This is a genomic window from Mycobacterium sp. 050272, assembly GCF_039023525.1.
Lineage (GTDB): Bacteria > Actinomycetota > Actinomycetes > Mycobacteriales > Mycobacteriaceae > Mycobacterium.
The window spans coordinates 1-21,658 of the sequence record NZ_JBCHKV010000030.1 but is presented as its reverse complement, the minus strand read 5'-3'; the positions used below and the strand labels follow the sequence as shown (position 1 = coordinate 21,658).

At 65.4% G+C, this 21,658-nt stretch carries 23 protein-coding genes; 20 read left to right on the top strand and 3 right to left on the bottom strand.

Translation table 11 applies throughout. The features are described 5' to 3' along the window. Window positions 1-43: 43 nt before the first annotated feature. The 15 genes from AAHS21_RS30370 (at window position 44) to AAHS21_RS30300 (ending at window position 13,913) form a co-directional block, all read left to right on the top strand. Entirely contained in the window at window positions 44-904 is an 861-nt protein-coding gene (locus AAHS21_RS30370) for a hypothetical protein (protein ID WP_342931079.1), read from the top strand. Between the two features lie 64 nt (window positions 905-968). Next, window positions 969-1,169 carry a hypothetical protein gene (locus tag AAHS21_RS30365; protein WP_342931078.1) on the top strand — a complete coding sequence of 67 codons (201 nt, stop codon included), beginning with the start codon at window positions 969-971 and terminating at the stop codon, window positions 1,167-1,169. Between the two features lie 622 nt (window positions 1,170-1,791). Then, a complete protein-coding gene (locus tag AAHS21_RS30360; protein WP_342931077.1) occupies window positions 1,792-2,898 on the top strand; it encodes an AAA family ATPase in 1,107 nt (368 codons plus the stop codon). Continuing rightward, complete coding sequence (locus AAHS21_RS30355; RefSeq protein ID WP_342931076.1) at window positions 2,895-4,157, top strand: VWA-like domain-containing protein; 1,263 nt, start codon at window positions 2,895-2,897, stop codon at window positions 4,155-4,157. The genes AAHS21_RS30360 and AAHS21_RS30355 overlap by 4 nt, the downstream gene beginning before the upstream one ends. Then, window positions 4,154-4,339, top strand: coding sequence for a chemotaxis protein (locus tag AAHS21_RS30350; RefSeq protein ID WP_342931075.1), 186 nt, complete (start codon window positions 4,154-4,156; stop codon window positions 4,337-4,339). The genes AAHS21_RS30355 and AAHS21_RS30350 overlap by 4 nt, the downstream gene beginning before the upstream one ends. Next, a complete protein-coding gene (locus AAHS21_RS30345; protein ID WP_342931074.1) occupies window positions 4,336-5,562 on the top strand; it encodes a hypothetical protein in 1,227 nt (408 codons plus the stop codon). The genes AAHS21_RS30350 and AAHS21_RS30345 overlap by 4 nt, the downstream gene beginning before the upstream one ends. Next, on the top strand, window positions 5,562-6,890 hold the full coding sequence (locus AAHS21_RS30340; protein ID WP_342931073.1) for an AAA family ATPase: 1,329 nt from the start codon (window positions 5,562-5,564) through the stop codon (window positions 6,888-6,890). Before AAHS21_RS30345 ends, AAHS21_RS30340 begins: the two co-directional genes overlap by 1 nt. 194 nt (window positions 6,891-7,084) lie before the next feature. Further along, a complete protein-coding gene (locus AAHS21_RS30335) occupies window positions 7,085-7,360 on the top strand; it encodes a hypothetical protein (RefSeq protein ID WP_342931072.1) in 276 nt (91 codons plus the stop codon). Between the two features lie 136 nt (window positions 7,361-7,496). Then, window positions 7,497-8,654, top strand: coding sequence for a DUF3560 domain-containing protein (locus AAHS21_RS30330; RefSeq protein WP_342931071.1), 1,158 nt, complete (start codon window positions 7,497-7,499; stop codon window positions 8,652-8,654). 190 nt (window positions 8,655-8,844) lie between these two features. Continuing rightward, window positions 8,845-9,780: a DUF4192 domain-containing protein gene (locus tag AAHS21_RS30325; RefSeq protein ID WP_342931070.1), complete on the top strand. Its 936-nt coding sequence runs from the start codon at window positions 8,845-8,847 to the stop codon at window positions 9,778-9,780. A 199-nt stretch (window positions 9,781-9,979) separates the two neighbouring features. After that, complete coding sequence (locus tag AAHS21_RS30320; protein WP_342931095.1) at window positions 9,980-10,870, top strand: hypothetical protein; 891 nt, start codon at window positions 9,980-9,982, stop codon at window positions 10,868-10,870. A gap of 214 nt (window positions 10,871-11,084) precedes the next feature. Further along, window positions 11,085-11,723 carry a hypothetical protein gene (locus AAHS21_RS30315; protein WP_342931069.1) on the top strand — a complete coding sequence of 213 codons (639 nt, stop codon included), beginning with the start codon at window positions 11,085-11,087 and terminating at the stop codon, window positions 11,721-11,723. Window positions 11,724-12,118: 395 nt separating this feature from the next. Continuing rightward, complete coding sequence (locus AAHS21_RS30310; RefSeq protein WP_342931068.1) at window positions 12,119-12,697, top strand: hypothetical protein; 579 nt, start codon at window positions 12,119-12,121, stop codon at window positions 12,695-12,697. Further along, on the top strand, window positions 12,691-13,062 hold the full coding sequence (locus AAHS21_RS30305) for a hypothetical protein (RefSeq protein ID WP_342931067.1): 372 nt from the start codon (window positions 12,691-12,693) through the stop codon (window positions 13,060-13,062). Before AAHS21_RS30310 ends, AAHS21_RS30305 begins: the two co-directional genes overlap by 7 nt. 161 nt (window positions 13,063-13,223) lie before the next feature. Further along, window positions 13,224-13,913 (top strand): hypothetical protein, encoded by a 690-nt coding sequence (locus AAHS21_RS30300; RefSeq protein WP_342931066.1) that lies wholly within the window; start codon window positions 13,224-13,226, stop codon window positions 13,911-13,913. Window positions 13,914-14,101: 188 nt separating this feature from the next. On the opposite strand, the gene AAHS21_RS30295 is transcribed toward AAHS21_RS30300, so the two are convergent. Continuing rightward, window positions 14,102-15,523: a hypothetical protein gene (locus AAHS21_RS30295; protein WP_342931065.1), complete on the bottom strand. Its 1,422-nt coding sequence runs from the start codon at window positions 15,521-15,523 to the stop codon at window positions 14,102-14,104. Continuing rightward, on the bottom strand, window positions 15,520-16,458 hold the full coding sequence (locus AAHS21_RS30290; protein ID WP_342931064.1) for a site-specific integrase: 939 nt from the start codon (window positions 16,456-16,458) through the stop codon (window positions 15,520-15,522). The genes AAHS21_RS30295 and AAHS21_RS30290 overlap by 4 nt, the downstream gene beginning before the upstream one ends. A 140-nt stretch (window positions 16,459-16,598) precedes the next feature. On the opposite strand from AAHS21_RS30290, the gene AAHS21_RS30285 reads away from it, so the two are divergent. The 5 genes from AAHS21_RS30285 to AAHS21_RS30265 all read left to right on the top strand — a co-directional run bounded on the left by AAHS21_RS30285 (window position 16,599) and on the right by AAHS21_RS30265 (window position 19,910). Continuing rightward, a complete protein-coding gene (locus AAHS21_RS30285) occupies window positions 16,599-16,955 on the top strand; it encodes an XRE family transcriptional regulator (protein ID WP_342931063.1) in 357 nt (118 codons plus the stop codon). Window positions 16,956-17,102: 147 nt separating this feature from the next. Further along, window positions 17,103-17,768 (top strand): hypothetical protein, encoded by a 666-nt coding sequence (locus AAHS21_RS30280; RefSeq protein WP_342931062.1) that lies wholly within the window; start codon window positions 17,103-17,105, stop codon window positions 17,766-17,768. A 140-nt stretch (window positions 17,769-17,908) separates the two neighbouring features. Next, a complete protein-coding gene (locus AAHS21_RS30275) occupies window positions 17,909-18,304 on the top strand; it encodes a hypothetical protein (RefSeq protein ID WP_342931061.1) in 396 nt (131 codons plus the stop codon). Beyond that, window positions 18,301-19,287 (top strand): hypothetical protein, encoded by a 987-nt coding sequence (locus tag AAHS21_RS30270; RefSeq protein WP_342931060.1) that lies wholly within the window; start codon window positions 18,301-18,303, stop codon window positions 19,285-19,287. Before AAHS21_RS30275 ends, AAHS21_RS30270 begins: the two co-directional genes overlap by 4 nt. 287 nt (window positions 19,288-19,574) lie before the next feature. After that, complete coding sequence (locus tag AAHS21_RS30265; RefSeq protein WP_342931059.1) at window positions 19,575-19,910, top strand: hypothetical protein; 336 nt, start codon at window positions 19,575-19,577, stop codon at window positions 19,908-19,910. A 229-nt stretch (window positions 19,911-20,139) separates the two neighbouring features. Here the strand turns inward: AAHS21_RS30265 and AAHS21_RS30260 are convergent, their stop codons facing one another. Beyond that, complete coding sequence (locus tag AAHS21_RS30260) at window positions 20,140-21,531, bottom strand: ISNCY family transposase (protein WP_342931058.1); 1,392 nt, start codon at window positions 21,529-21,531, stop codon at window positions 20,140-20,142. Window positions 21,532-21,658 lie beyond the last annotated feature (127 nt).

The window sequence follows — 21,658 nt, the reverse complement described above, 5'->3', positions numbered from 1 at the left end:
GTATGGGCAGGCCACACGGGCAGGCGCCGAGGAGGAAAGTGTGATGACGGACATGCCTGTCTTCAGTGGTGACGACGGGCGGGAATACCTCTGGTCGGATCTCTTAGCGCGCCGACTTGCACTTGGCCTTCAGGCCGAAGAATCCGCGCGCGCTATGAAGGTCTCCTATGAAGACTACGACGAGGTCGAGGATGGCGAGAAGCCACCTGACCCGCAGATGGTCGAAAGCATCACTGCGATGGAACGATTCGTCGCGCAGCAGACAGATCTCGCCGTCGCAGCAGCTCAGGGAACAGGTGACAAGGCCGTCCAGTTCATTGCCCTCGCCGACCAAGACGCCTTCAACCAGATGTACCCACAAGCAAGGACTCCGTGGGGGACGCCCTACCCATTCACCCTGCAACATGTCGCGATTGGGCGCGCCGCCGGCGAGCTGAGCCGGCGGGGCATCGACGTCGAAGTCTACGGTGGACAACACGGCGATCGCCGGGTCGACCTGGCCGTCCGCCGGCAAGCCGTCGGCTTGCTCAAAACAATGGCCGGTGACCTACTGGGAATCCCACACAAGCGGTACTACAAGTGGGAGGCAGGCATCAAATGGGCACCAGGACGCGCCGGTGACCCCGCAGGATCTTCGGTGCCAGCCGGCCTAATCGCCGAAATGCAAGCTCTCGACGACTTCATCGTCGTCACCGCCGCAGAGCTCCCCGTCGAGACCGTCGACGGTGTGAGCGTGGTCTACATGCTCGACGACCAAGCCGACTTCGAGCAGCTCTACCCGGAGGCGCGGACACTGCGGGACAGGATCCCATACCCACTAAGGATTCACCGAGTCGCTGCAGCGCGCCGCGCAAGCTCCCTGGCGTCCGCCGGCCATGACGTTCGCATCGCAGTCGAAGACTGAGATGAAAGACGTCTGGGCACCACTCCTCTGGAATCGGTGATTCGGTACTGCCACCCTTGACACCATGACCGAAGCGTCCATGAATGAAGCCGCCGCTCCGCTGCGCGTCGAGATCGACGAAGTACAGTACGCCCAAGTCGTCGATCCCGCCGGCGCGGCTGAGCGTCCGAGTCTGGAGGCCTACAGCCTCCGCCAGCTACTCGAGCTCGCCCGCGCCCACCCAATTCGGATCGTCACGGCCGGCGGTCCCGTCAATCGGCGTTAGTCGCTGACTTCTCTGGCTCGTCAATTGTAGATACCGATGGAAATCCCTGGATACATCCACAGACCTAAAATGGTTGGCGTGCCTCTAGTTTCAACGGTTGTCAGCGAGACCAGACGCAGAGGCGGCTGTGGGCCTATTCGCGGCTTGCAACCGAGGTTGATCAGCCGCCGCGGTTGGCGGAACATGCCGTTCCGCTCGCTACCGCTCGCTTTGCGTACCCGCGCGCACCACCCCCTCCCAACCCGCCGCGGGGGTTGGGAGGGGGTGCCACTTGCTGCTGCTGGGGTGTGTGGTGGTGTGTTGTCGTCGACGTCGTCGAGAAGCTCGAAGGATGAAAGCGCATACGTCATTGCTAGAACATTGGGAGTTGTGGCGGCGCGTTCTGATGTAATGTGCTGAACGACAACCGATTACGCCATTTTGCCGGAAGTGGACGGCGCACTCACGACGGCGACGTTTTGTCAATATAGGTGGTCGGTTCTGTCAATCTTCGCTGCATCTCGCTAGGAGGGGCAACGGCGGGTTGGCACCGTGCACGAATTTTGTCGGTGGCTGTTGTTAGGGTGAGCGGTGTAAGGGCACGCCATAGGGGTGGGCCTCGTTCACTCAAAGGGATTGTGTGATGGCTGATTTGGCTACGACGGTGACAGTGATTGATGCGGCGGCACGGGCGGGTGTAGCCGTGCTTCTGTGGAGCGATCCGGGTACTGGCAAGTCCAGCGTTGTACGGGCGTTGGCGGCGGCGGATCAGGTTCCGGTGGAGACGTTGATTGGTTCTCAGCGTGAACCTGTTGACATCGCGGGATGGCCGGTGGTGGTCGATGGATCGGTGCAGACGGTTGCACTGCCGGATTGGGCGAAAACGCTTGTGGACGCTGGTGGCGGGTATCTGCTGCTGGACGAGTTGACCACGTGCTCTGCCGCTACGCAGGCAGCGATGTTGACGGTGGCGCTGGAACGAATGGTCGGTCGTCACAAGCTGCCTACCGGGGTGCGAATCGTCGCGGCGGCTAATCCGCCTGATCGTTCTGCCGGTGGCGTAGACCTCACTCCTCCGATGGCTAATCGGTTCCTGCACATCATGTTTGAGCCATCCACGGACGAGTGGCTCACGGGCATGCGGGCGGGATTTCGCACGCTCCCGGCGTCTCGGGCGATTGCCGCCGATGAGTTGCGGACGGCTGACGAGGTGGGGGCGGTATGTGCGTTCATCGAGGCCCGTCCTGAACTGTTGCACCATTACCCCGATACCGACGAGGCAGCTGGACGGGCATGGCCGTCGCGGCGGTCGTGGGACGCGACGGCGCGAATGCTGCCGTTTCTGCGGGCTGACGATACTGCCAGCATCACGGCGGCGGTGCTCGGTTTAGTAGGGGATGGCGCTGGCAGTGAGTACTTGCAGTGGAAAGCGAGTATGGATTTGCCTGCGGTGGCCGACGTGATTGCAGACCCGTCGATTGTGGACTGGGCCTCGGCCAGGCCGGATCAGGTGTGGGCGGTGCTTTCGGGAGTGGTCGCGTGGGCGTCGAGCAAAGGCACTACCGATGCGTGGGTGACCGGGTGGGGTCCGCTGGTGGCGGCGGCGACCAGCGGAGCGCCCGATGTGGCGGGCGCGGCTGCCAGAGCGTTGGCCGTTGCGCGCCCAGCAGGCGCGAAAGTGCCTGCGGCAGCGCGGAAGTTCCGCGATGTGCTGGTCGCGGCGGGGCTCGATGCTGAGCGTGCCGCATGAGTGCGGCAGTGCGGGTATTGACCTCCGACGAATGGAGGCGGGTGCGGTTGGCGCGCATGGCGGCAGTGGAGGCGATGCCCTACTTCGCGCGGGCGGTGTTCGCGATGGTGCCGGTGGCCATGCCAGGGCTGGGTACCTTTGCAGTGGACCGGCACTGGCGTCTTTATATTGACCCGGCGATGCTCGGCAGCGCCGATGGGTGGACGATTCCGGAGGCCGCTGCCGTGGTACTGCATGAGGTCGGGCATCTACTGCGGGAACACGCCGCGCGCGGGGATGCGGTGGACATGCCTGTGGACCGGGCGATGTGGAATATCGCTGGGGATGCGGAGATTAATGACGACCTGTTGTCGGCTGGCTTGGGATTGCCCAGCGGGGCGGTGACCCCTGCTGGGATTGGCTGTCAGGACGGGCATGCTGCGGAGGTCTACTACCGCCATCTCGTTCCGCCGCAGGCGGTGCGGGCGTTTCCGGGAGCCGACGAGGCCGGTGTGGGCTGTGGTTCCGGGGCCGGTGATACCCCGGTTTCGGGTGAGTTGCCTGCGGAGGCCGACTTGGGCAGTGGGGCCGGATTGTCAAAGGCGGCAGCCGATCTGGTGCGCACAGCGGTGGCGCAGGCGGTGCAGACGGCGGCGAACTCGGGCGGTGCGGGGCGAGGGACAGTGCCCGCAGGTGTGCAGCGGTGGGCGGCGGCGCAGCTTGCCCCTGCGGTTGTGCCGTGGCCGAAGGTTTTGCGTGCGGCGGTACGACGCGCTGTCGAGGATCAGGCGGGGCAGGTGCATCACTCGTGGCGCAGGCCGAATCGGCGTGCGATGGGAGGACTGATTCTGCCGACGTTGCGAGCGCCGAAAATTGCGGTCGATCTGATTGTCGACACGTCGGGGTCGATGGGCGATGACGACCTGGCGTCGGCATTATCCGAGACGCGAGGGGTGCTGCGCCAGACTGGTGCGTCGACAGTGCGGGTTACCTGCTGCGATGCTGCGGCGACGACACCACGGCTGGTGCGGTCGATCCGTGAGGTCAAGCTGACCGGTGGTGGCGGCACCGATCTTCGGGTGGGCATTGCGGCAGCGTTGGCAGGTCGACCGCGCGCCGACGTGATCGTGGCGTTCACCGATGGCGGCACCCCATGGCCGAACCGTCGTCTGCCGGTGCCCCTGATCGTGGCTCTAATCGGGCAGGACGCGGCCAACACCGCGCCGGGTTGGGCAAAAACGGTGCGGGTAACCCCGGTTTCGGGATCGGTGGCGGCGTGAGCACGCGGGGAGGGTTCACGGCGTGGGCAGACACGGTGCTGGCCGGAACGGGGTGGACTGTTGCGACCGTGCGCGATGCGGCGCGACGGGCCGAGGACGACCGCGCCACGGCGGCGTTGGCTGACGGCTTTGCCGCTGCGGCACGCGGCGTAGCTGTCGAGCAGGGCGGTGACGGGGGATGAGTGCGGCCCTGTTCGATCTGGCGCTGCGAGTGAGCGCGCGCGACATGGGTGCGGCGGTGCCCCGGCTGCTGCACAATCCTGCACCCAATCGGGAAGTGACCGTGGCGGTGAGCGCCAGGCGAGCCGGAGGGGCGATACGAGTTCAGGCCATCGGCCCCAGCGGGCGGGCCGAAACCGGCAGTGGCGCTGCCGGGTTGGCGGCGATAGCGCGTGCGGCAGGTTGTGCTAACGGTGACTTGGGTGGGGGGCCGAGTGCGGTTGTCGAGGGCGGTGCGTCCCTTCGTGCCCTCGCGATCCTCGCGACTCGGTTCGCGGACCCGGCGCGCTGCGACTCGGTAGCCGTGGCGGCGGGATCGGCGTTGGCTGGGTGGTGGGTGGAGCGGGCGGCGCATCCCGGTACGACGGCGGTGGCTGACGTGCTGGCCGTGTCGAGGCAGCGGTACGTGCTGGGGGTGCCACCGGGCGCGGATCACCCGAATCTGTGGCGGCGGGCGTTCGGGGCGGCGGGCGGACTGGCTGGGGCGCACGCGTGGCACCGGGTAGTCACTGCGGGGCCAGTGCTGCCCGGTTTGGAGCCGACGCGTGAGGACGATGATTGGCTGCTTGGGACATACCAGGATGCATTGAGCGGTGGGCGGTCGTGGGATGTGCCTGAGTCGCTGTATCTGGCAGCTGTGCGGCTGCGCAGCCGATGCGACGCGGCGGATGTCTTCGAGGCGGCACTGCTGTGTGACCCACTGTGGCGGGCGCGCGGGATGCATACCGGCCATGTGTGTACGGGTGAGGTAGTGGTGGGCGTGTCCTCGGCAGGTACAGGGCGAGTGGTCGTGCACGCCAACCGGTTAGACACACGGCTGCGCGCCGGGACAGCGGTTATCGGCTGGGCGGGTGCCCCGATGGCAGACATGCCGGCTGTGGACGCACGCTTTAGCGGGGAAGTCGTGACGACCAGCGTCGAGGACGGCGCTTTAGCGGTGGCAATCGGCGGTCTGCGGCGCAGTGGTTACCGGCCCGCAGCGGGTGAGGCCGTCACGGTGATTCCCGCGCCACCCAGTCCGTCGACTATCCGGTCAGGGCGTCGGGTACTGGCCAGGCTGTACCGTCGTCGGTTCTCCTGGTTGTCACAGGGCGTGACTCCTACGCCGGTGCGTCGAGATGTGCCGCTGGCGGTGGTGATCGCCGCAGCCGAGAACGAGGGACACGACAACGAAGGGGATATGTGATGCGCACGCTGCCAAAGGATTTCACTAGGCGCGATACTGCGGCGGCTGGTGGTGCGCCGGGGTCACCTGTCCCTGGGGTATCAAGACCTGCGGTAGTGGAGGCGTGCAATGTCAGCGCGAATTGGCCGGGTCGAGAGTTGCTCAACGATACGATGCTGGCGCGGGTTCTGCTGGCGGTGTGGAGCGGTGATCCATGTGTGGTGTGCCCAGCAGCGCCGGGAGCCGGGAAGTCGAGGCTGGTGACGCTGTTGTCAGCGGCGCTGGCGCACCGAGCAGGTCTACGGGTGGCGGTTGCTGCCCAGACTCGTGAGCAGGCTGCTGAATTGGCCAGGCGGATTGGGGCGGTCAGTGACCGAGCAGCGCTGATCGTAAACAGTAAGTCCAAAACCACGGCAGTGGAAGGCATTCCGACTGTAACAGGCCGTCACGTGCGGTGGTCGCATTCTACGGGTGGTGCGATTCTTATTGGCACTGCGGCTCGTTGGCTGTACGTGGACCCGAATGTGGGCGCGGCTGACGTGCTATTGATCGACGAGGCTTGGCAGGCGACCTATGCGGACGTGGGAGCGCTCGGCGCACTGGCGCGACAGGTCGTGCTCGTTGGAGATTCGGGTCAGATCGCCCCCGTTGTGACGGGTTCGACAACACGTTGGCACGGGCAGGACACTGGGCCGCACCTTCCCGCCCCGGCAGCCTTGCTGGCCGCGCATGGTGCCGCCGTGACGGTGCACGAGCTGACTCACTCCTGGCGGTTGGGACCGCAGACTTGCGCGCTGCTCTCAGAGCACTTCTACCGGGACATGCCGTTCACATCGCGCCGTCCTGTCGAATCGATCCTCGATGCCAACGGGATCGAGCTTCCAGAAATCGTCGGCATCTCTGTGGCCACCCGGCATGGTCCGACCGACCCCAACATGCTCACGGCAGTCGCTGACCGGGTGCGCGAACTGCTCGGGTATCGCTACTGCCGCTCCGGTCAGTCCACAGTGCTGACCGGCGACGACATTGCGGTGGTCACTCCACACGTCGCGCAAGCCGGTGCCGTGCGGGCGCTGCTGGCCGATGTTGACGGCGTACTGATCGGCACGAGCAACTCCGTGCAGGGCCTTGAGCGACCAGCAGTGGTTGCGCTACACCCGATGGCAGGCTACCGCAGTGTCGAGTCGTTCCCGATGGACCCAGGCCGTGCATGCGTGAGCCTGAGTCGCCATCGCGCACACTTGAGCCTGCTCACCGATCCGGCCACAGAGTCTCTGTTGTCGGAGTCGTCAGACCCACTGGCGGTCCGCGCGGCTATGGTCCTGTCGGCGCTGAATGGGAGGCCGTGAAACCCCGTGTGGTTCATCTGAATCGAGGCTCACGCCACCCCCTCCCCACCCCCAACCCGCCGCGGGGGTGGGGAGGGGGTGTACTTCTGAGGGTTCTGAGTCGTCGTCGTCGTCGTCGTGGTTGTCGGTGGTCGGCGGTAGTGTGCGAGATGTCGGGCACGCCACCAGGGTGGGCCTGGGAACGGAGTGGACAGGTGGGATCTCTGGATGGTTTCTCCGACGAGGAGTTTCTGGACCGATTCGATGCTGGTGAGTGCCTCGACGGGCCGGTGGGTTGCGACGGGCCGGTTGCGGCCTATCTGGCGCTATCGGGCTCGGGGGCGCGGTATCCGCGGTGTGAGCGGCATCAGCAGGCAAACGTGGAGCGACTGACACCGATCATGGCAGGGATTCGCGAGAGGTATCCGGACCATCCGCCGGCTGATTGGGATCCCATGGACTGCGGCGAGAGCTGGTACGAGGACGAGTAGGAAGCGTTCGGGGCCTGCGTCTTTGGGCGTCGCCGGATGTTGCCCCCGAGGCTGGCTAAACCTGGCTAAACCGCCCCTCCCAAACCCGCGTGGTTGAAGGGGAGGGGGCGGTTTTGATTGGAGCCTACCCAAAGGCATGGCGGCGGCGCCGCTGCTGAACCGCTGCACTGGCTGTTGTCGGTGGCCGCCGGTAGTGTTCCCAATGTTGGGGCACGCCAAAGGGGTGGGCCACCGAGACTACCGAGGAATTCTCATGTCGAGATTGACGATCACCCATTCACACGCAGACGGCACCTTGATCGAGGGGACTGCTCGCGGTGACGGTTCGGCCGACATCTTGAAGTCGGTTGTTGACCCGTGGACCGGTCGGGCTGGCGCCTGGAGGTGGTCACGCAATCTGGGCAGCTGGTATGTAGCTCGTTCGCGCGACACCCGTGCAAAGGCGCCTTTGATCGAGGCGACTAAATCGGCCTTGGAGACAGCAGGTTTCGAAGTGACCGTCGAGGTAGACGACACTTACCGGGCCGCGGAGGATGTCGAAGCGGATGCAGTGAGACAGCAGGAGCATCGGGTGGACGCGCTCAAGACCAAGGCCGAACGCCGGTCGGCCGCGGCGGATGCGGCTTGGGAGGCCGAGAAACACGCTCGGGATCTCCTGCCACCACTGGGACAGCCGATTCTCGTCGGTCATCACTCGGAACGACGCCACCGCAAAGCAATTGAGCGTGCAGATAATGCGATCCGCAAAGCGTTCGATGCCACGGACGCGGCAGAGGAGACCGCCCGGCGTGCTGCGGCCGCGGCTGGAACGACAGCCTTCCGGTACAGTCCTTCGGTAATACGACGCCGTATCGGGCGATTGGAGGCCGAGCTGCGCCGCTTCGAGCGGGCACGCGACGGGCACACCCGGACCTTGTTCACCGATGGCCGCGGTGTCAAACACGTGGAGACCCAGCCGCCAGCTGTGGGCGACCATCGGGAGCGAGTAGTCGCGGAGATCTCGCGGCTGACCGACCAGCTTGGCTTCTGGAAAAGGGAACTCGAACAGGCGGCTGAGTCCGGTGCATCCATCTGGGATGCTCACACGGTGATGGTGGGCGATCGTGTCCTGCTCGGTGTCGGATGGGGAGCTGTCGAGCGCGTCAACGCACGGTCGGTTCGGGTGGCAGGTTGGACGTGGCGTGTTCCATTCGACAAGATCAAACAGGTCGAGACGGCCGAGGGGCAGCCTGTCAAGGTGGTCGAGGGCCAGCGCGTTATCACCGCGACCGACCCAGATCAGGATCACGATTAAACAAGGCCGCGACGTCCGTGTGCCTTGTCGGGACTCACCGATTTCTATGGCGAAGTGCCGGCGGTCGACGAGCATGAGGCGAGGAGGCCGAACTGACCGGCAGAACAGGAACTGTCGGTGGGAGCCGGTAGGGTGTGGGTGTCCGGGCACGCCATAGGGGTGGGCCTAACGTCCCGATTGGGGAATAACCATGAACACAATCAGCACTGTGCCGCAGCTTATTTCGGCGATCCCGTCACTGGTTGGCTTCCTACCCGAATACTCGTTGGTCGTCGTGACTTTCGCAGCGGATGAGATCGGCGTGGTGTTGCGGATTGATCTGTCCGATGCCTCCGCCGGGGTCGACCGGGTGGCTGAGTTGGCCGCTCAGCAGGAGGGCGCGGATACAGCGGTCGCGGTCATCGTCGATGGAGACGGTGCGTCGTGCTCAGCGTGTGCAGGCACCCATCAGCGGCTCGTGGAGACGGTGAGCGACGCGCTAGACGAGCGCGGCATCATATTGGCCGGCGCATTCGTCGTCGACTCGATCCGCACCGGCGGACGTTGGCACTGCGCGGACGGCTGCGGTGACCAGGGCGTCCTCGACAACCCCAGTCACGACGCACTGCTCGTTGCAGGCAAGACTGGGCGACGGATCTATGGGAGCCGCGCGGAGCTGGAAGCTGTAGTGGCTCCTGACATGGCACGCCGTGGCAATCTGGAACCGCTCATGGCCAATGTCGGGGCATCTACAGATGCCGTCGCGGCGGCGATCGCGGCCGCTCGACAGCACCGCGAGGGGGTCGATCCCTCAGATCTGGTGCTCGCCGCCATCGCAGGGGCGACCGACGATCCACGTGCGCGAGATGCCTTCTACGCGCTGGCAGTCTCTGAGCTGGCAGTCCCGATGGAGGATCTGTGGGCGCTGCTGGCGCGAGTGCTGCCGGGCCGTTGGAGAGTAGCGGCACTCGGACAGCTTGCGTTCTCGGCCTATGTGCGGGGTGACAGTGTGATAGTCGGCATCGCCGTCGATGAAGCGGCGAGGGAGGGAATCAACCACCCGATGGTGGAGCTGCTCGGCACGGCCCTTGATCACGCGGTGCCGCCTGAAGAGGTGCGCGCCTTGGTCACGGGTCTGGCGGCATGACGTCCGCGGGGTGGCCGATCACCGGGGCCACCCCGCACCCGTATGCCCAAGAACACTTTGGTAGACGGGTAACCCATTGGCGGGCAGCAGAACTGAAGGCAACCACCCTATCGAATGTCGGTACCCGCGATTAAGGTGGTTGATGTAGGGGCAGGCCATGTGGGCAGGCCCGGAATAACATCCTCGAAAGGTGGGGAAGATGAGCTGCATGACGGACTTGCTTGACGGAGCATTGGTTATCGCCGGTGACCAGAAGGGGATCGCGCTGCGCGCGATTGCCGAAGCTCTCGGCGTCACGGCGGGAGAGGGTGCCCGTGCCGAGCTTTCGGCTATCGGCTTTAGCGTCGACGATCACCAGGTGCCTGGCGCGCTAGTTGTCAACGGCTTTCGAGGCGTATTCGACGACACCGTTGAGAAGGTCTTGGCCACGCTGGCACCCTACGCAGACGAAGGAGCCGCCCTGATGTGGGAGGACGACAATGGCAACCGGTGGCGGCACCTCCTCACTGGCGGCGACATCATCGAACAGTCGCCCGTGGTCCTATGGCGAGACGCTGGCGATAGGACGACCAGAATTGGAGGCGTCGTAGCCGAGATGACCGTGGTACGAAACCACGAAAGGTATGAAGCATGGTGGGCCGGTCTACTGCCGCAGCGCGACGACGTCGTGGAGACGATCGAGATGTTGCGAGAGTCGGAATCAGCCGATCTCGGGTACGCCCTGCACTCACTCATGTTGGATGTATTTCAGAATGGAGCCACGATTGACTGGCTTTACATCGGAGGAATGAGACGCGGTGTCGAACCGTCGTACATCGTCCTAGACATCGACTTAGCGCACGATAGCGACGGTGTCTATGACGGCGTAGACATTGTGCTGTCCCTGCACGCGCCGGGTGAAGATGGCTCACTCATGGGTTCTTCGGTCTCGGTGTATGTCGATCGGCCCGAGCGCATCCTCGTGCCCGACGTCGCCAACCCAAGCGACGCTTTAGCCGAATTGATCGACACGGCACTAGATCTGATCAATGCGGAAATCGCCGAGCGTGACCGGTTCTGCTTCGCCGTCCGGGATGTGCTGCTCACCTGAGAGCTAGTTGGAGTGCCGGCGACCTTTGGCCGGCGGGCACTCCAACTCCTCGCAAACTCCCCCTCCCCCGCCGCAGGGGTCGGGAGGGGGAGTTGTTATTTGCCTTGTGAGGGTTACGGTGGTGGTTTCACGGGGTGATTGTCGGCTTTGATTGGTAGAATCGTGGTGTCTGGGCACGCCATTCGGGTGGGCCGACGATACGAAGGAGTTTGTTGTGACTGCGGTTATTGAGGGTTCGTGCACGACAGTGGCACGGTCGGTGGCGGAATACTTGGGCGCTGGCGAGGTGCCCAAGGTGGTGACACATTCGACGATTGATGGAGTCGATGTCGCCGGCTGGTTGCTCGTCGAGAACCCCGAGGTGGTGAGCAGGGGGGAGCGCCGGTGCGCCGTGGTCGGGCAGAGCGGCAGTGTGGTGTGTACTGGTCTGATCTCGACGGTGTTGGTGGCCGCGGCACCTGAGGCCACCGATGAACCGTTACCGGTGTGGGCAGAGGCGGTTGCAACCGCGACTTGGCAGGCCCAGCGTGCCGAGCAGGAGTTGGCTGATGACCGCCGAACATGGCAGAGGCGCATCGAGGCCGCACACGACGTGGCCGACGCACGCGGGCATTGCCGTGAGTTTGACGAGATCATGGAGGAGATTGGTCTGCCCGGACGCAACCGTGACTTCGACGTTGAGGTGGTCGCCGAGGTTCGGGTCAGCGTGCGCGTGACGGCTGGTACGGCTGACGAGGCGAGAGGCGAGGTCAGCGAGGCCATGGTCGCGGACGCGATCTATGCCATGGACCGCAACGACGTGTATTGCGCTATCGAAGATCAGTCGGTGCAGAATGCCGACGTGGCTGACTGACTGAGAGGGCTGAAGCAACAGTGAGCGGGTAGGTGGCCGCCTGCCCGCTCACTCACTCCCTCCCGATCCGCCGCGGGGGTCGGGAGGGAGTGAGTGAGCCGTCCTCTGCAGCTATGTGTGTGTGTGGTGTTGGTCCAGATATGTGTTGGGCGACATAGGGTTTGTCAGAGCTAGCCAGTAGAATCGTGGTGTCTGGGCACGCCATTCGGGTGGGCCGACGATTCACGAAGGGTGTTTGTGTGATGGCTGCTGTTTCGGGTGTGCCGAGAGATCTGGTGTGTGATATCAGTCGGGGACCGGTAGGTCAGGCGAGGGATCGGCTTCTTTTGGCCTTGGGAGATCTGGCGACGGCCCAGGCGATGACTGCCGGGAGGTCAGGCGAGCCGGGCTGCCTGGTGGCTACAGAGGCATGTGCGGGCTTGGCGTCGGCGATACGTGACAAGGACGAGTTCGTATCGTCGATGCTCAACGAATATGGCGATATCGCCGAGGGCGACCAGGCGCGTTTCGACGACCGCATGGTTGATTACCGCGAACGGATCGCCGAGGCTGCCGAGGGCGTCATTGAGGCGCTCTACGGGTCGCTGGAAGCCGCAGTGGCGGATCGGCAGTCCAATCCCTCCGTCGAGCCCGTAACCCTGCCGGAGAGCCCTGGTGAGGCGACGGTGCCGGAGATGATCGAACTGGTTGACCTCGCGGCCCGGTGGGGCTGGAGCGTGACCGGGAACAACCTCGGTGAGCTGCAGTGGACGCGAGGTGCCAACCGCGTGGTGGCGAAGTTCGCGACCAGGTCACAGCGGCCACGGTACGCCGGGCTGCTCAACTACACCGACTACGAGGGCACGGGTGTGCAGTTGGGCACAGCGGTTTGGCGCGGTGTCGGCAATGGCGGCGACAGCGCCGATGCCGCTACTGCGCTGCGGAGGTGGTTCGCTCTGCCGGTCCGGGCGTTAAACAGCCCGACTCAGTGGTGATCGCGGTGGTGGTGGACGACGGGTATGCGGACGGGGTGCTGTACACAGCGCAGCGGCTGCAGGTGAGCGACGTCGCGGAACTTTCTCGGCTCTTCGAGGGGAGGCCCAAGGAGTCATTGGCGACGACGCATGAGGATGTGGAACTTCAGCGCGACAACAACATCCGGGCAGGGTGGGCGGCGCGGGCATTGATCGCGTACGCGAGTCATCTAGGTGGGCAGAGTCTGGTCGACGAGCTGGACACAGTGACGGGCGATTTGCTGGGTGATCTGCTTCACCTGTTCGACGCGCTGGGGCTGGACTGGGAGGAAATACGGGAGCGTGGCGAACGCTGCCATCGCGAGGAAGTGCTCGGCGACCTGTAAGCGATGTCGCGATAGGGGTGCTCTGCCGACAAACAGCAGGCACCCCTATTCCTCCTTCCGGTCACTTGTACCAACGAATCACGTTGTATCCCAGCGGCTTCGCACATCAAGTGTGTCGGTGTCCGTCGGTAGCCTGGGGACGGTAAGGGCACGCCACGCGGGTGGGCCCGACGTTGAAGGGCAGTGTCGTCATGGGACAGTACTATGCACCGACAATCATTGATCAGGCCGTCGCCCCCACTGTGAGGTGGTGGTTCTCGGCACACATCTACGGCAACGGCCTAAAGTTGATGGAACACAGTTACGTTGGGAACAGATTCGTACGCGCCGTCGAGACCTTTCTACGGCTGGATGGCGGGATGCGCCTGGTGTGGGCAGGGGATTACGCCGACAAGGAGACCGACGGCGATAATCTATGGCAGAAGACTCTGACTCCCAACCACGATGACCACGACTACTCGCGGTGCGTGGCGATCACGGCGGGCTTGGAGCCGCTGTACCCGGGGTATGAGTCGACGCTGAACGCCGTGGTGTCGGCTGCTCACGTCGTGGACGTCCCGGTTGCTTCGGACGATGAATGCCGATATGTGCTCAACCTCGATACCCGCGAGTATGTCGATACGACACGAGCACCGCTTGCAGAGCCCGAATCGGACTGGACGGCGCGGATACATCCGCTGCCATTGCTGACCTGCGAAGGCAACACCAGAGGGGGCGGCGACTACCGATCAAACGCGCCGGTCATCGGATCATGGGCGCGGGCGAGGGTCGGCATTGGCGGCCATGTGCCCGCGGGGTTCACTGAACTTGACTTCGCAGCAATGTTGCCAGGGACGTCTTTGAATACCTGACTAAAACCTAGCCGGTCGAGGCGCTGGGCGGTTTTCGGGGGTGTTCGCGGCGTCCCGGTGCCGGTCTCGGCGGTTTGGCTAGTCATCGGGATGCGGCGGGTGTGAGTGTAGCGAGCATGACGATAACCACGCGACGCTTGGGCGTCCGTGGCCGGCCTGGTTGAGGCTCGTCGTCGTGGCGGCCGGCGTTAGGCGGCTCGCTGTTCGGGGTGTCGTCGGCGGTGCAGGTAAGCCGCGATGGCGTTGCGGCCCAAAGCGAATCCGAGCATCACGGTCTTCTGGCGAATGGCGCCATACGCGATCATCCGCCCGCCGTAGAGGGTGCGGTCGAGGGTGTTGTTTGCTGATTCGCTGTCTTCTCGCCAGCCATAGCAGCGGTCGTAGACGCTGTCGCCGTCGTCGGTCTTGACGTGCTGGCGCAGGTGCTCAGCCCGGTTGTATCCGCGGTCGCGATCGTCGTCGGTGGTGTCGATGCGTTGGCGGTGCACGGTGCCGCAGGAGGCAATGGCGAACTCGACATACCAGCGGTAGCTGCCGTCGCTGTTGCGGCGCGGATAGGTCTTGGCGACCGGGCAGGGCTGCAGGTGTTTGTCTCCGGTGTCGAGGATCTGGCGTTCGCAGATACGGCCGTCGGCTGTCCACAGGTCGTGGACGTCGCCGCACGTGCACTCGATTCGGGCGAATGCGGTCGCGACGCGGGTGCTGTCGTGCTGCGGTGAGAGAACGGTCAATCCGTGCTTCATGGCGTGGTCGATGTGCTTGCCGCGGAAGGCGCCGTCGTAGCAGATGCCGTCGCAGCGAACGTCGGGGTCGGCGACGACGCGGTCGATCATGTCGAGGGCGATGCGGGCCTCACCGCCGTAGCCCTTGCCCGCGGGCACCGCGTCGACGTCGAGGATCACCCTGTTGTTGCGGATGGTGTTGGGGCGGGTACTGAGCAGGGCGAACTTGGTGCCGTAGCGGAATTCGGTGTCGCTGTCGCCGTTTTGGGCTTCGATGCCGGCATGGACGTGGCGGCCGCCTTGTTCGGCCCAGCGCTCGGCGGTGGCTTTGCGCACCGGTGCAGCGACGACGGTGCCATCGCCTACGATGTACTGCCCGCGCGCTGGACTGGTGTGCGACACCCCAGCGCCTGGGTCGAGGCAGCCGAGGTCGCGCGCGAGCCGTCGTGCGAGCGGCCGGAAAGTCTCGAGCAGTTTGTTGGCATGTTCGTCGAGTAGCCGTTGGGCGTAGTTGTGGTGCCAGCGCTGCGGTGGGCGCCGCGGCGGCTTTGGGGCATGATGGGCGGCGGCGTGGTGGCGGATGGTGCGCCAGTAGGCGGGGTGGGCCATCGCACGCGCGGCCTTGCTGTGCGAGCCCAGCACCCCGGCGAGGGCCTTGTGCACCACGTGCACCCACGGTGGGTAGTGCGGACGGCGGCCCGGGGTTCCCGGCTCGTGGACAGGCAGCACCGCGGCGAGTTGATAGATGGCCTCGTTCGACGCGATTGCCTCGATGGTGTCGATCTCCAGCAGCGTGAGGCGGTCGGGGTCGTCGCGTGGGTGCAGGTGGCGTTGCTCGATGCGCTCGGCGCCGTAGGCGTGCCTCTTCGTGCCTGAGGTGCGCTTCACGCTGCGCTACCTGCGTCTTGCCAGTGGTAGCCGATGAGGGAGGCGGTGGTGTCCAGCGAGGGTGAGCCGATCAGATGCGCGGCGTCCTCGACGCGGCCGGTGCGGTCGAATTCGCGCCGCGCCGCGTAGGCGGTCAGCGACGCCGGCCGCACGCCGGTGTCGTCGGATAGCCCGCCGCGGGTGAGGATTTCGCGCACGGTCACACATACGCGGGCCTGTTTGTGTGCGGCACTGCCGGCGGCGCCGGTGCACAACACCGGAGAGGGGGTGGAGCCGGGCAGCGGATGCGAGAGGTGGGCGGCGCGTTCGGTGAGCACCCGCATCGACCAGCGGTCCAGCGTCAGCGTGCGGGGGCGATGCTTGCTCGAGCCGTGTGCCCACACGGTGCAGGCTTGCGGGTCGAGGTCGGCGGCGGTGATGTGTCCCAGCTCCGAGGTATGGGCGCCGGCCAGCAGCAGCGCCGCGGTGGCGGCATGCCGAGTGGGGGTGGCGTGTTCGGAGAACAACCGCACCAGCGCGGCCTCGTCATCGCTGAGCGGGCGCTGCGCCGAGGAAAGCCGGGCGGGCACCTCGATATCAGCGGTGGGATCGTCGAGCGTCAGCTGCAGCCGGCGCGCAGTGCGGAAGAAGGCCCGTAGCGCGGCGCGGCGGTTGTGCATGGTCGCCACCGCCGCCTCCGATACGACACCGTGGCGGGTACGCCCTCTGGCGGCAACGAATTTCGCGACCAGGGCCCGATCCACCGCCGCGAGAGTGGTGACGTCGTGGGCGGCGGCGAACCGGGTAAACCGGCGGATCAACAGCCCGAACTTGTCCAGGGTCTGCGCGGCCAGCATCCCGTCTGCGATCCATGCACCGGTCACCGCCTCCACCGCCGCAGCCAGGCTGCCGTCAGCCATGGCCGGCCCCCACTGCAGCGGCAGCAGCAGCTGCACCCCGGGCCTCATAATGGGCCGCCGTTGGCAACTGGATCATCGTGTCGACCCCTTCCCGTATGGTGCGTGTATGCACCATTGGAGCAGGAGGGTCCGACACGTCGGCCAGTGGCGACATGGCTGCGGGATATCGTGGGCGCGTGTCGCGCAGCAACGGTGACCGCCCGCCGATCGCCTACGTGACCGCGGGCGTGTGGCCCGACGCCGAACTGCATCCCGACGCGCCACCCTCGGCGCCCGCCGCCCAGCAACTGGCCCGTGCACTGCGCGAGGCCATGACCGAGACCGCGACCGGTCAGCGAGCGCTGGCCGCTACCAGTGGGGTAGCCCACACCACGATCGGGCGCATCCTGGCCGGCACCGTGCTCTGCGACATCGGCTCGCTGGCCCGCCTGGAACACGCCCTGGACCGACGGTTGTGGTCCGACCATGTCGACGTGGAAAGCCGCGCCCGCTCCAAGCCCGGAACACTCGCTCGGAAAGCGCGTGGCGTCTGACACGTGAGGCAGGCTACAACGCTGTAATTCGATTGCAACCGCGCTGATGCAGCGTGTTGCGCTTGACTCACGTTACAAGTGGCAGAACACTTGGTGTCGTGCGAACGCACCGCACGCGTCAACAACCGAGCCGATGGGGGACCGACTATGGGCAAGACCAGCAGATCACTGATCGATTTGATCGACATCGCCGCGCAACGCCACGGCGGCGCGTCGGGACGCCGGCTAGCGGAGTTGGCGCAGCACGGCGGGCATGACATTTCGCACGCGACGCTGAATCGGCTGCGGCAGGGGACCTATGCCACCCGGCCCACCGACGCGTCGATCCGGGCGATCGCCTACCTGGCCGACGTGTCGGAGAACACCGCGTTCGCCGCGGCAGGGGTGACTGCGCCGGCTGCGGTGGCCTACCAGCCTCCGCGCGAGGCGCAGCGCATGAGCAGTCGCCAGCGCAAGGCGCTCGACGAAATGATCCGCGCGTTCATCGCCGACTACATCAGCGCAGTAGCGACACGCAGTGATCTGTCCAACCTGATCGGTGCGCGGCAACGGCTTCAGGCGGCGTTGGGGGCGGTCGAGGTCGATCAGGCCGCAACTGGTCAGTTGGTGGCCGCCGCGCGGGACGCGGTGCGCTGCATCGACGAGACGCTGGACTTGCTGAGCACCACCAGCGAGGTGCGTCCGTCCTGGCACGGCAAGCAACCCGAGGAGATGACCGACACCGAGTTGGACGAGGCTGCCGCGGCGGGGGATCCGTGGCCTGCGTACATTCGCACCAGGACGAAGGAGCGCATCGAGGTCGACGGGGGGTAGCGATGCTTCCGCGCTGCATGGGGGAGCACGGAACACTACCGCCAGGAATCCATCGGGCGACCATAGACGAGGTCCGTGCCCGATTCGTCGACGACGCTCCGGATCACACACGCCAGCGTCGCGGCTTGATTCTGGATGCGATGCGGATTCACATCGCACTCGTCAGACGGCTGCTCTATCGTCACGAGATCACGATCTGGCTCAGCGGCGGGTTCTGCACGCACAAGGAAAATACCCCCGGTGACGGTGATTTCGCGTGTCTGGTGCCGGCTCACGCGTTGGAGGAGGCACACCGTGATGCCGCACTGCCGCTGTGGACCCTCGGCTCGGTCACCGGCACTCTGGGACGCAGCGACCTGGTCGTGCAGACTGAGAAGTTGCATTGCATGGGTGGGCTCACCGACGCTCTAGTGGTGAACCGGGACAACCCGTATGCCGTTGAACGGCAACGCCGGTGGTGGTCACGGGTGATCGGCGCGGATGGTGAGACAATCGACGGTGTCACAAAGGGCTTCGTGGAGGTGATCGACCAATGACCGATCTCGGGCACCTCTCCGACCTCAGCGACGACGAACTGCTTCGAGCCGCCATCCGCTACGAATACGAGCATTTCCCCGACACCGCGAACTTCGCGCTCGGCCAGCTGTATTCAGGCACGGTACAAGGCAATCGGGCCGCAGAGCGGGTCTGGGCCGAAGAATCCGCGCCCGAACAAGTCGAACTCGACCTGCACTTGGAGGGCGCCGGCGTGCGCGGTCACGCCACCCGCGCGGACAAACTCGCAACATTCGTCGCCGGAGTCAACGACGCCACCAAGGCCATCGTTCGAGACAGACTGCATCTGAGCGCGCTGAATCGAAACCTGCTCGTGCACGGGGCCGGTCCGGGTTCGGTGCGGGTTGTGCTGCGCGCCGACGCACCGCTTGACAGCGATGCGAAGCATGTACCACTCGGTGGCACAAGCCAATTCGCCTCCAGCCCCGATTCCGAAGCGCTGCGCACAATCGCCCGCCTGTTCACCAACGCCAGCTCCAGTGCTCCTGCGGTCGACAGCGACGTGCGCGACCTACCGATCAAAGCGCGACGAGGCCTGCTGCGGTCCACCTCGGCGATGAGAGCAGCCGGCTGGGACATCACCGGACAAATACGCCAGCGCGGCCTCGGATCCACCGACGTCGCCTTCACCCAGGCCGGCGCAGCCCTGCTTGGCAGCGAACTGAAGAACTACGATTACGACACCGAAACCACTTGGGCGACCGGCACCATCGACGGCTTCCGCCGCAGCCTCGGCAGCCTGTACTTCACCCCGTCAGGCACCAAATCCCCTCTCGCAGTCAACGTCAGCGACCCCGACACCCTCGCAGCGGCCGCGCGCCTAGCCGCCGAGCAGGGAGTGGTTGTGCGGGTGCAGATCGAAACCGTTCGTGCACTCAGCAGTGAGGAATCCACCCGCGTGACAACCAGCCGCAGCCTGCTGCAGATCGGGCGCGGCGCCGAATCATTGCCATACCCCGAATAACCTTGACGTCCGGCACGCAACCCAGCCGGCGGCCGCTGCCGCTAAGCTAAACCACATCGAGCGGTTCATGAGGCATATCAGCAAGTCACGGGGCAGCGCGGCCGCATTGGCAGTTATCGCAACCCTGCTCGCGGGGATGCGGCGGGAGCCCGCCAGTGATGTCGCCGGTGGCGACAAGCGGCCGACCGGTCAGACGACGCTACGCTGGGTGCCCACGCCATGCCGAAGCCCGGCGGAGCAAGACCATCCCTGCCTTCGCCGCCACGCCGGAGGGCAAGGGAGTGGCTGTGACCATGTTCTACGGCGCCTCGGGTGATCAGTCGCGCGCAGTTGTCGACCGTAAGCCCGCCGACATCGTCAACTTCTCGGCGGAGCCCGCTGTCACCCGACTGGTCAGGGCCGATGAGGTAGCCATGGACTGGAACGCCGACAACATCAGGAGCATCCCATTCGGGGTCGGCGGTTTCGCTGGTCGTGCGCAAGCGCAACCCGAAGAACGTCAAGGATCGGGACGGCTTCCTGCAGCTCGGGATCGAGGTCGTCACGCCGAGCCCGCCGAGCTCCGGCACAGCGAAGTGGGATCTGCCGGCGCGCTACCCCGCGAGGAGCGATGGAGGCAATGACGAGCAGGCGGGCTTGGATTCATAGATTGGAACGTACGTGGACGGCTGTGTGGCGCATGTCGGTGTGATGTTGTTCGCGGCGCATCGCTGGCTGGCGCGGCGCAACCCGCTGCCGAAGGCCTGCGCCGGTTGGGCACTAGCTACTAAGACCTGAAAACGGTCGTGGGAGTGATGACGCTCAGCCGGGGGTGGTCGCTGACGGGGGTGGCCGGCCGGATAGTCGTGTTGGTCATGCCGCCAGGGTGCTGATCTTTACCAGGTTGTGGGCGAAGACGCCGTGTCCGCACCAGATTCGGGCGCCTTGGATGCCGGTGAATTCGGTTCGGTTCCAGCCGTAGCTTCTCTTGAGGTGGTTGATGCGTCCTTCGGACCCGGTGCGCCATTTGACCTTGTCTCGGAAGGCTCGCCGGTGTTCAAACTCGCGACGGGCAGCACCTGGTTTGCTCGTGCGCGGAATCGCCACGCTGCGCACACCGAGCTCATGCAGATCGCGTTCGACGGATGCCTGGCCGTAGCCGCGATCGGCGGCCACCGCACGTGGGGGGCGCCCAGCGCGGCGGGTGATCCGTTCGATCGCCGGCGCCAGTTGTGGTGCATCTGAAGGGTTCCCAATCTCGACGGTGTGGTCAAGGACGACCCCGTCGGCGTTGTCCACGACCTGGGCCTTGTAACCGAACTCGACGGGCTTGCCCAATCGTCCCTTGCGGATCGGGCGGGCATCGGCATCGTGCAGACTGACCAGCCGAGTGGCCGACTCGGGCATCACCCCGGCCAGTCGGCTGCGGGCCTGGGCCACTACCCGTTGAGTCCGTCCGATCAGGGTCTCGAGGTGGTTGATGGCCTGGCGCAGCCGGGCTTTGCGCCGTCCGCTCGCACCGCGCAGCGCCCGTTTGGCGTTACGTGCCACCGCGGTGGCCTCGCGCAGCCCCCGTTCGGCGATGCCGGCCAGCTCCCCGGTGATCCGCCGCACCACGGCTTGAGCCTGATCGCGTTGCTGCTGGCCGCGTAACCGCAGCTTGGAGGCGATCGCGCGGGCCCGGCGCCCCACCGAGCGGCGCCGATCACGCGTCCGCGTGCGGGTCGCGCCGCCAGTGGCCTTGATCCGCTGCACGGTACGCGCCATCGAGCCGACCGCCTTGGCCAGCAGTCCCGTGTCGGTGGGATAGCCAACGTCACCCTCGACCACGGTGGTGTCGGCACGGACCTTGTTGGTGCGCAACAGCTTCGCCTCGGCGGCCTTGACCAGCAGCGCCTCATTGAGCCCGGCCACCGCGTCCTCACCACAGCGCGTGCTCAGTTTCATCAGCGTGGTCGGGTGCGGCACCGACCCATCCAGTCCGATCCGGCAGAACCGGCGCCAGGTGATCGAATCACTGACCTCCCGGCACAGCGACTCATATCCCAGCCGGTAGCGGAACTTCAGAAACATCAACCGCAGATAGGTCTCCATCGGCGTGGATGGACGCCCGATCCGCGGATCAAAGAACGCCACGAACGGGGCGAAGAACACCGGATCATCGAGCAACTCGTCGACCCGCGCCAACTCATCGGGCAACTTCAACAACTCCCCGGGAAGCACTGCCTCCCAAAGCGACACCTGATCGCCTACAGTACGAAACACGATGGCCTCAATCCCTTCCGTAACAAGGGCTTGGAGAAATTGTCAAGACCTGTGGATCGGGTTTTTTCAGGCGACCTGCGTTCCGGTGTGCTCGTTGCCGTTTGAGGGCGGTGTCGGTGGGGTGATG

What these genes read in the sequence shown, in the direction of transcription:
- AAHS21_RS30370 (WP_342931079.1), top strand. Translation starts at nt 44, where the DNA reads ATGACGGACATGCCTGTCTTCAGTGGTGACGACGGGCGGGAATACCTC.
- AAHS21_RS30365 (WP_342931078.1), top strand. Translation starts at nt 969, where the DNA reads ATGACCGAAGCGTCCATGAATGAAGCCGCCGCTCCGCTGCGCGTCGAG.
- AAHS21_RS30360 (WP_342931077.1), top strand. Translation starts at nt 1,792, where the DNA reads ATGGCTGATTTGGCTACGACGGTGACAGTGATTGATGCGGCGGCACGG.
- AAHS21_RS30355 (WP_342931076.1), top strand. Translation starts at nt 2,895, where the DNA reads ATGAGTGCGGCAGTGCGGGTATTGACCTCCGACGAATGGAGGCGGGTG.
- AAHS21_RS30345 (WP_342931074.1), top strand. Translation starts at nt 4,336, where the DNA reads ATGAGTGCGGCCCTGTTCGATCTGGCGCTGCGAGTGAGCGCGCGCGAC.
- AAHS21_RS30340 (WP_342931073.1), top strand. Translation starts at nt 5,562, where the DNA reads ATGCGCACGCTGCCAAAGGATTTCACTAGGCGCGATACTGCGGCGGCT.
- AAHS21_RS30330 (WP_342931071.1), top strand. Translation starts at nt 7,497, where the DNA reads ATGGCGGCGGCGCCGCTGCTGAACCGCTGCACTGGCTGTTGTCGGTGG.
- AAHS21_RS30325 (WP_342931070.1), top strand. Translation starts at nt 8,845, where the DNA reads ATGAACACAATCAGCACTGTGCCGCAGCTTATTTCGGCGATCCCGTCA.
- AAHS21_RS30320 (WP_342931095.1), top strand. Translation starts at nt 9,980, where the DNA reads ATGAGCTGCATGACGGACTTGCTTGACGGAGCATTGGTTATCGCCGGT.
- AAHS21_RS30280 (WP_342931062.1), top strand. Translation starts at nt 17,103, where the DNA reads ATGGGCAAGACCAGCAGATCACTGATCGATTTGATCGACATCGCCGCG.
- AAHS21_RS30275 (WP_342931061.1), top strand. Translation starts at nt 17,909, where the DNA reads ATGCGGATTCACATCGCACTCGTCAGACGGCTGCTCTATCGTCACGAG.
- AAHS21_RS30270 (WP_342931060.1), top strand. Translation starts at nt 18,301, where the DNA reads ATGACCGATCTCGGGCACCTCTCCGACCTCAGCGACGACGAACTGCTT.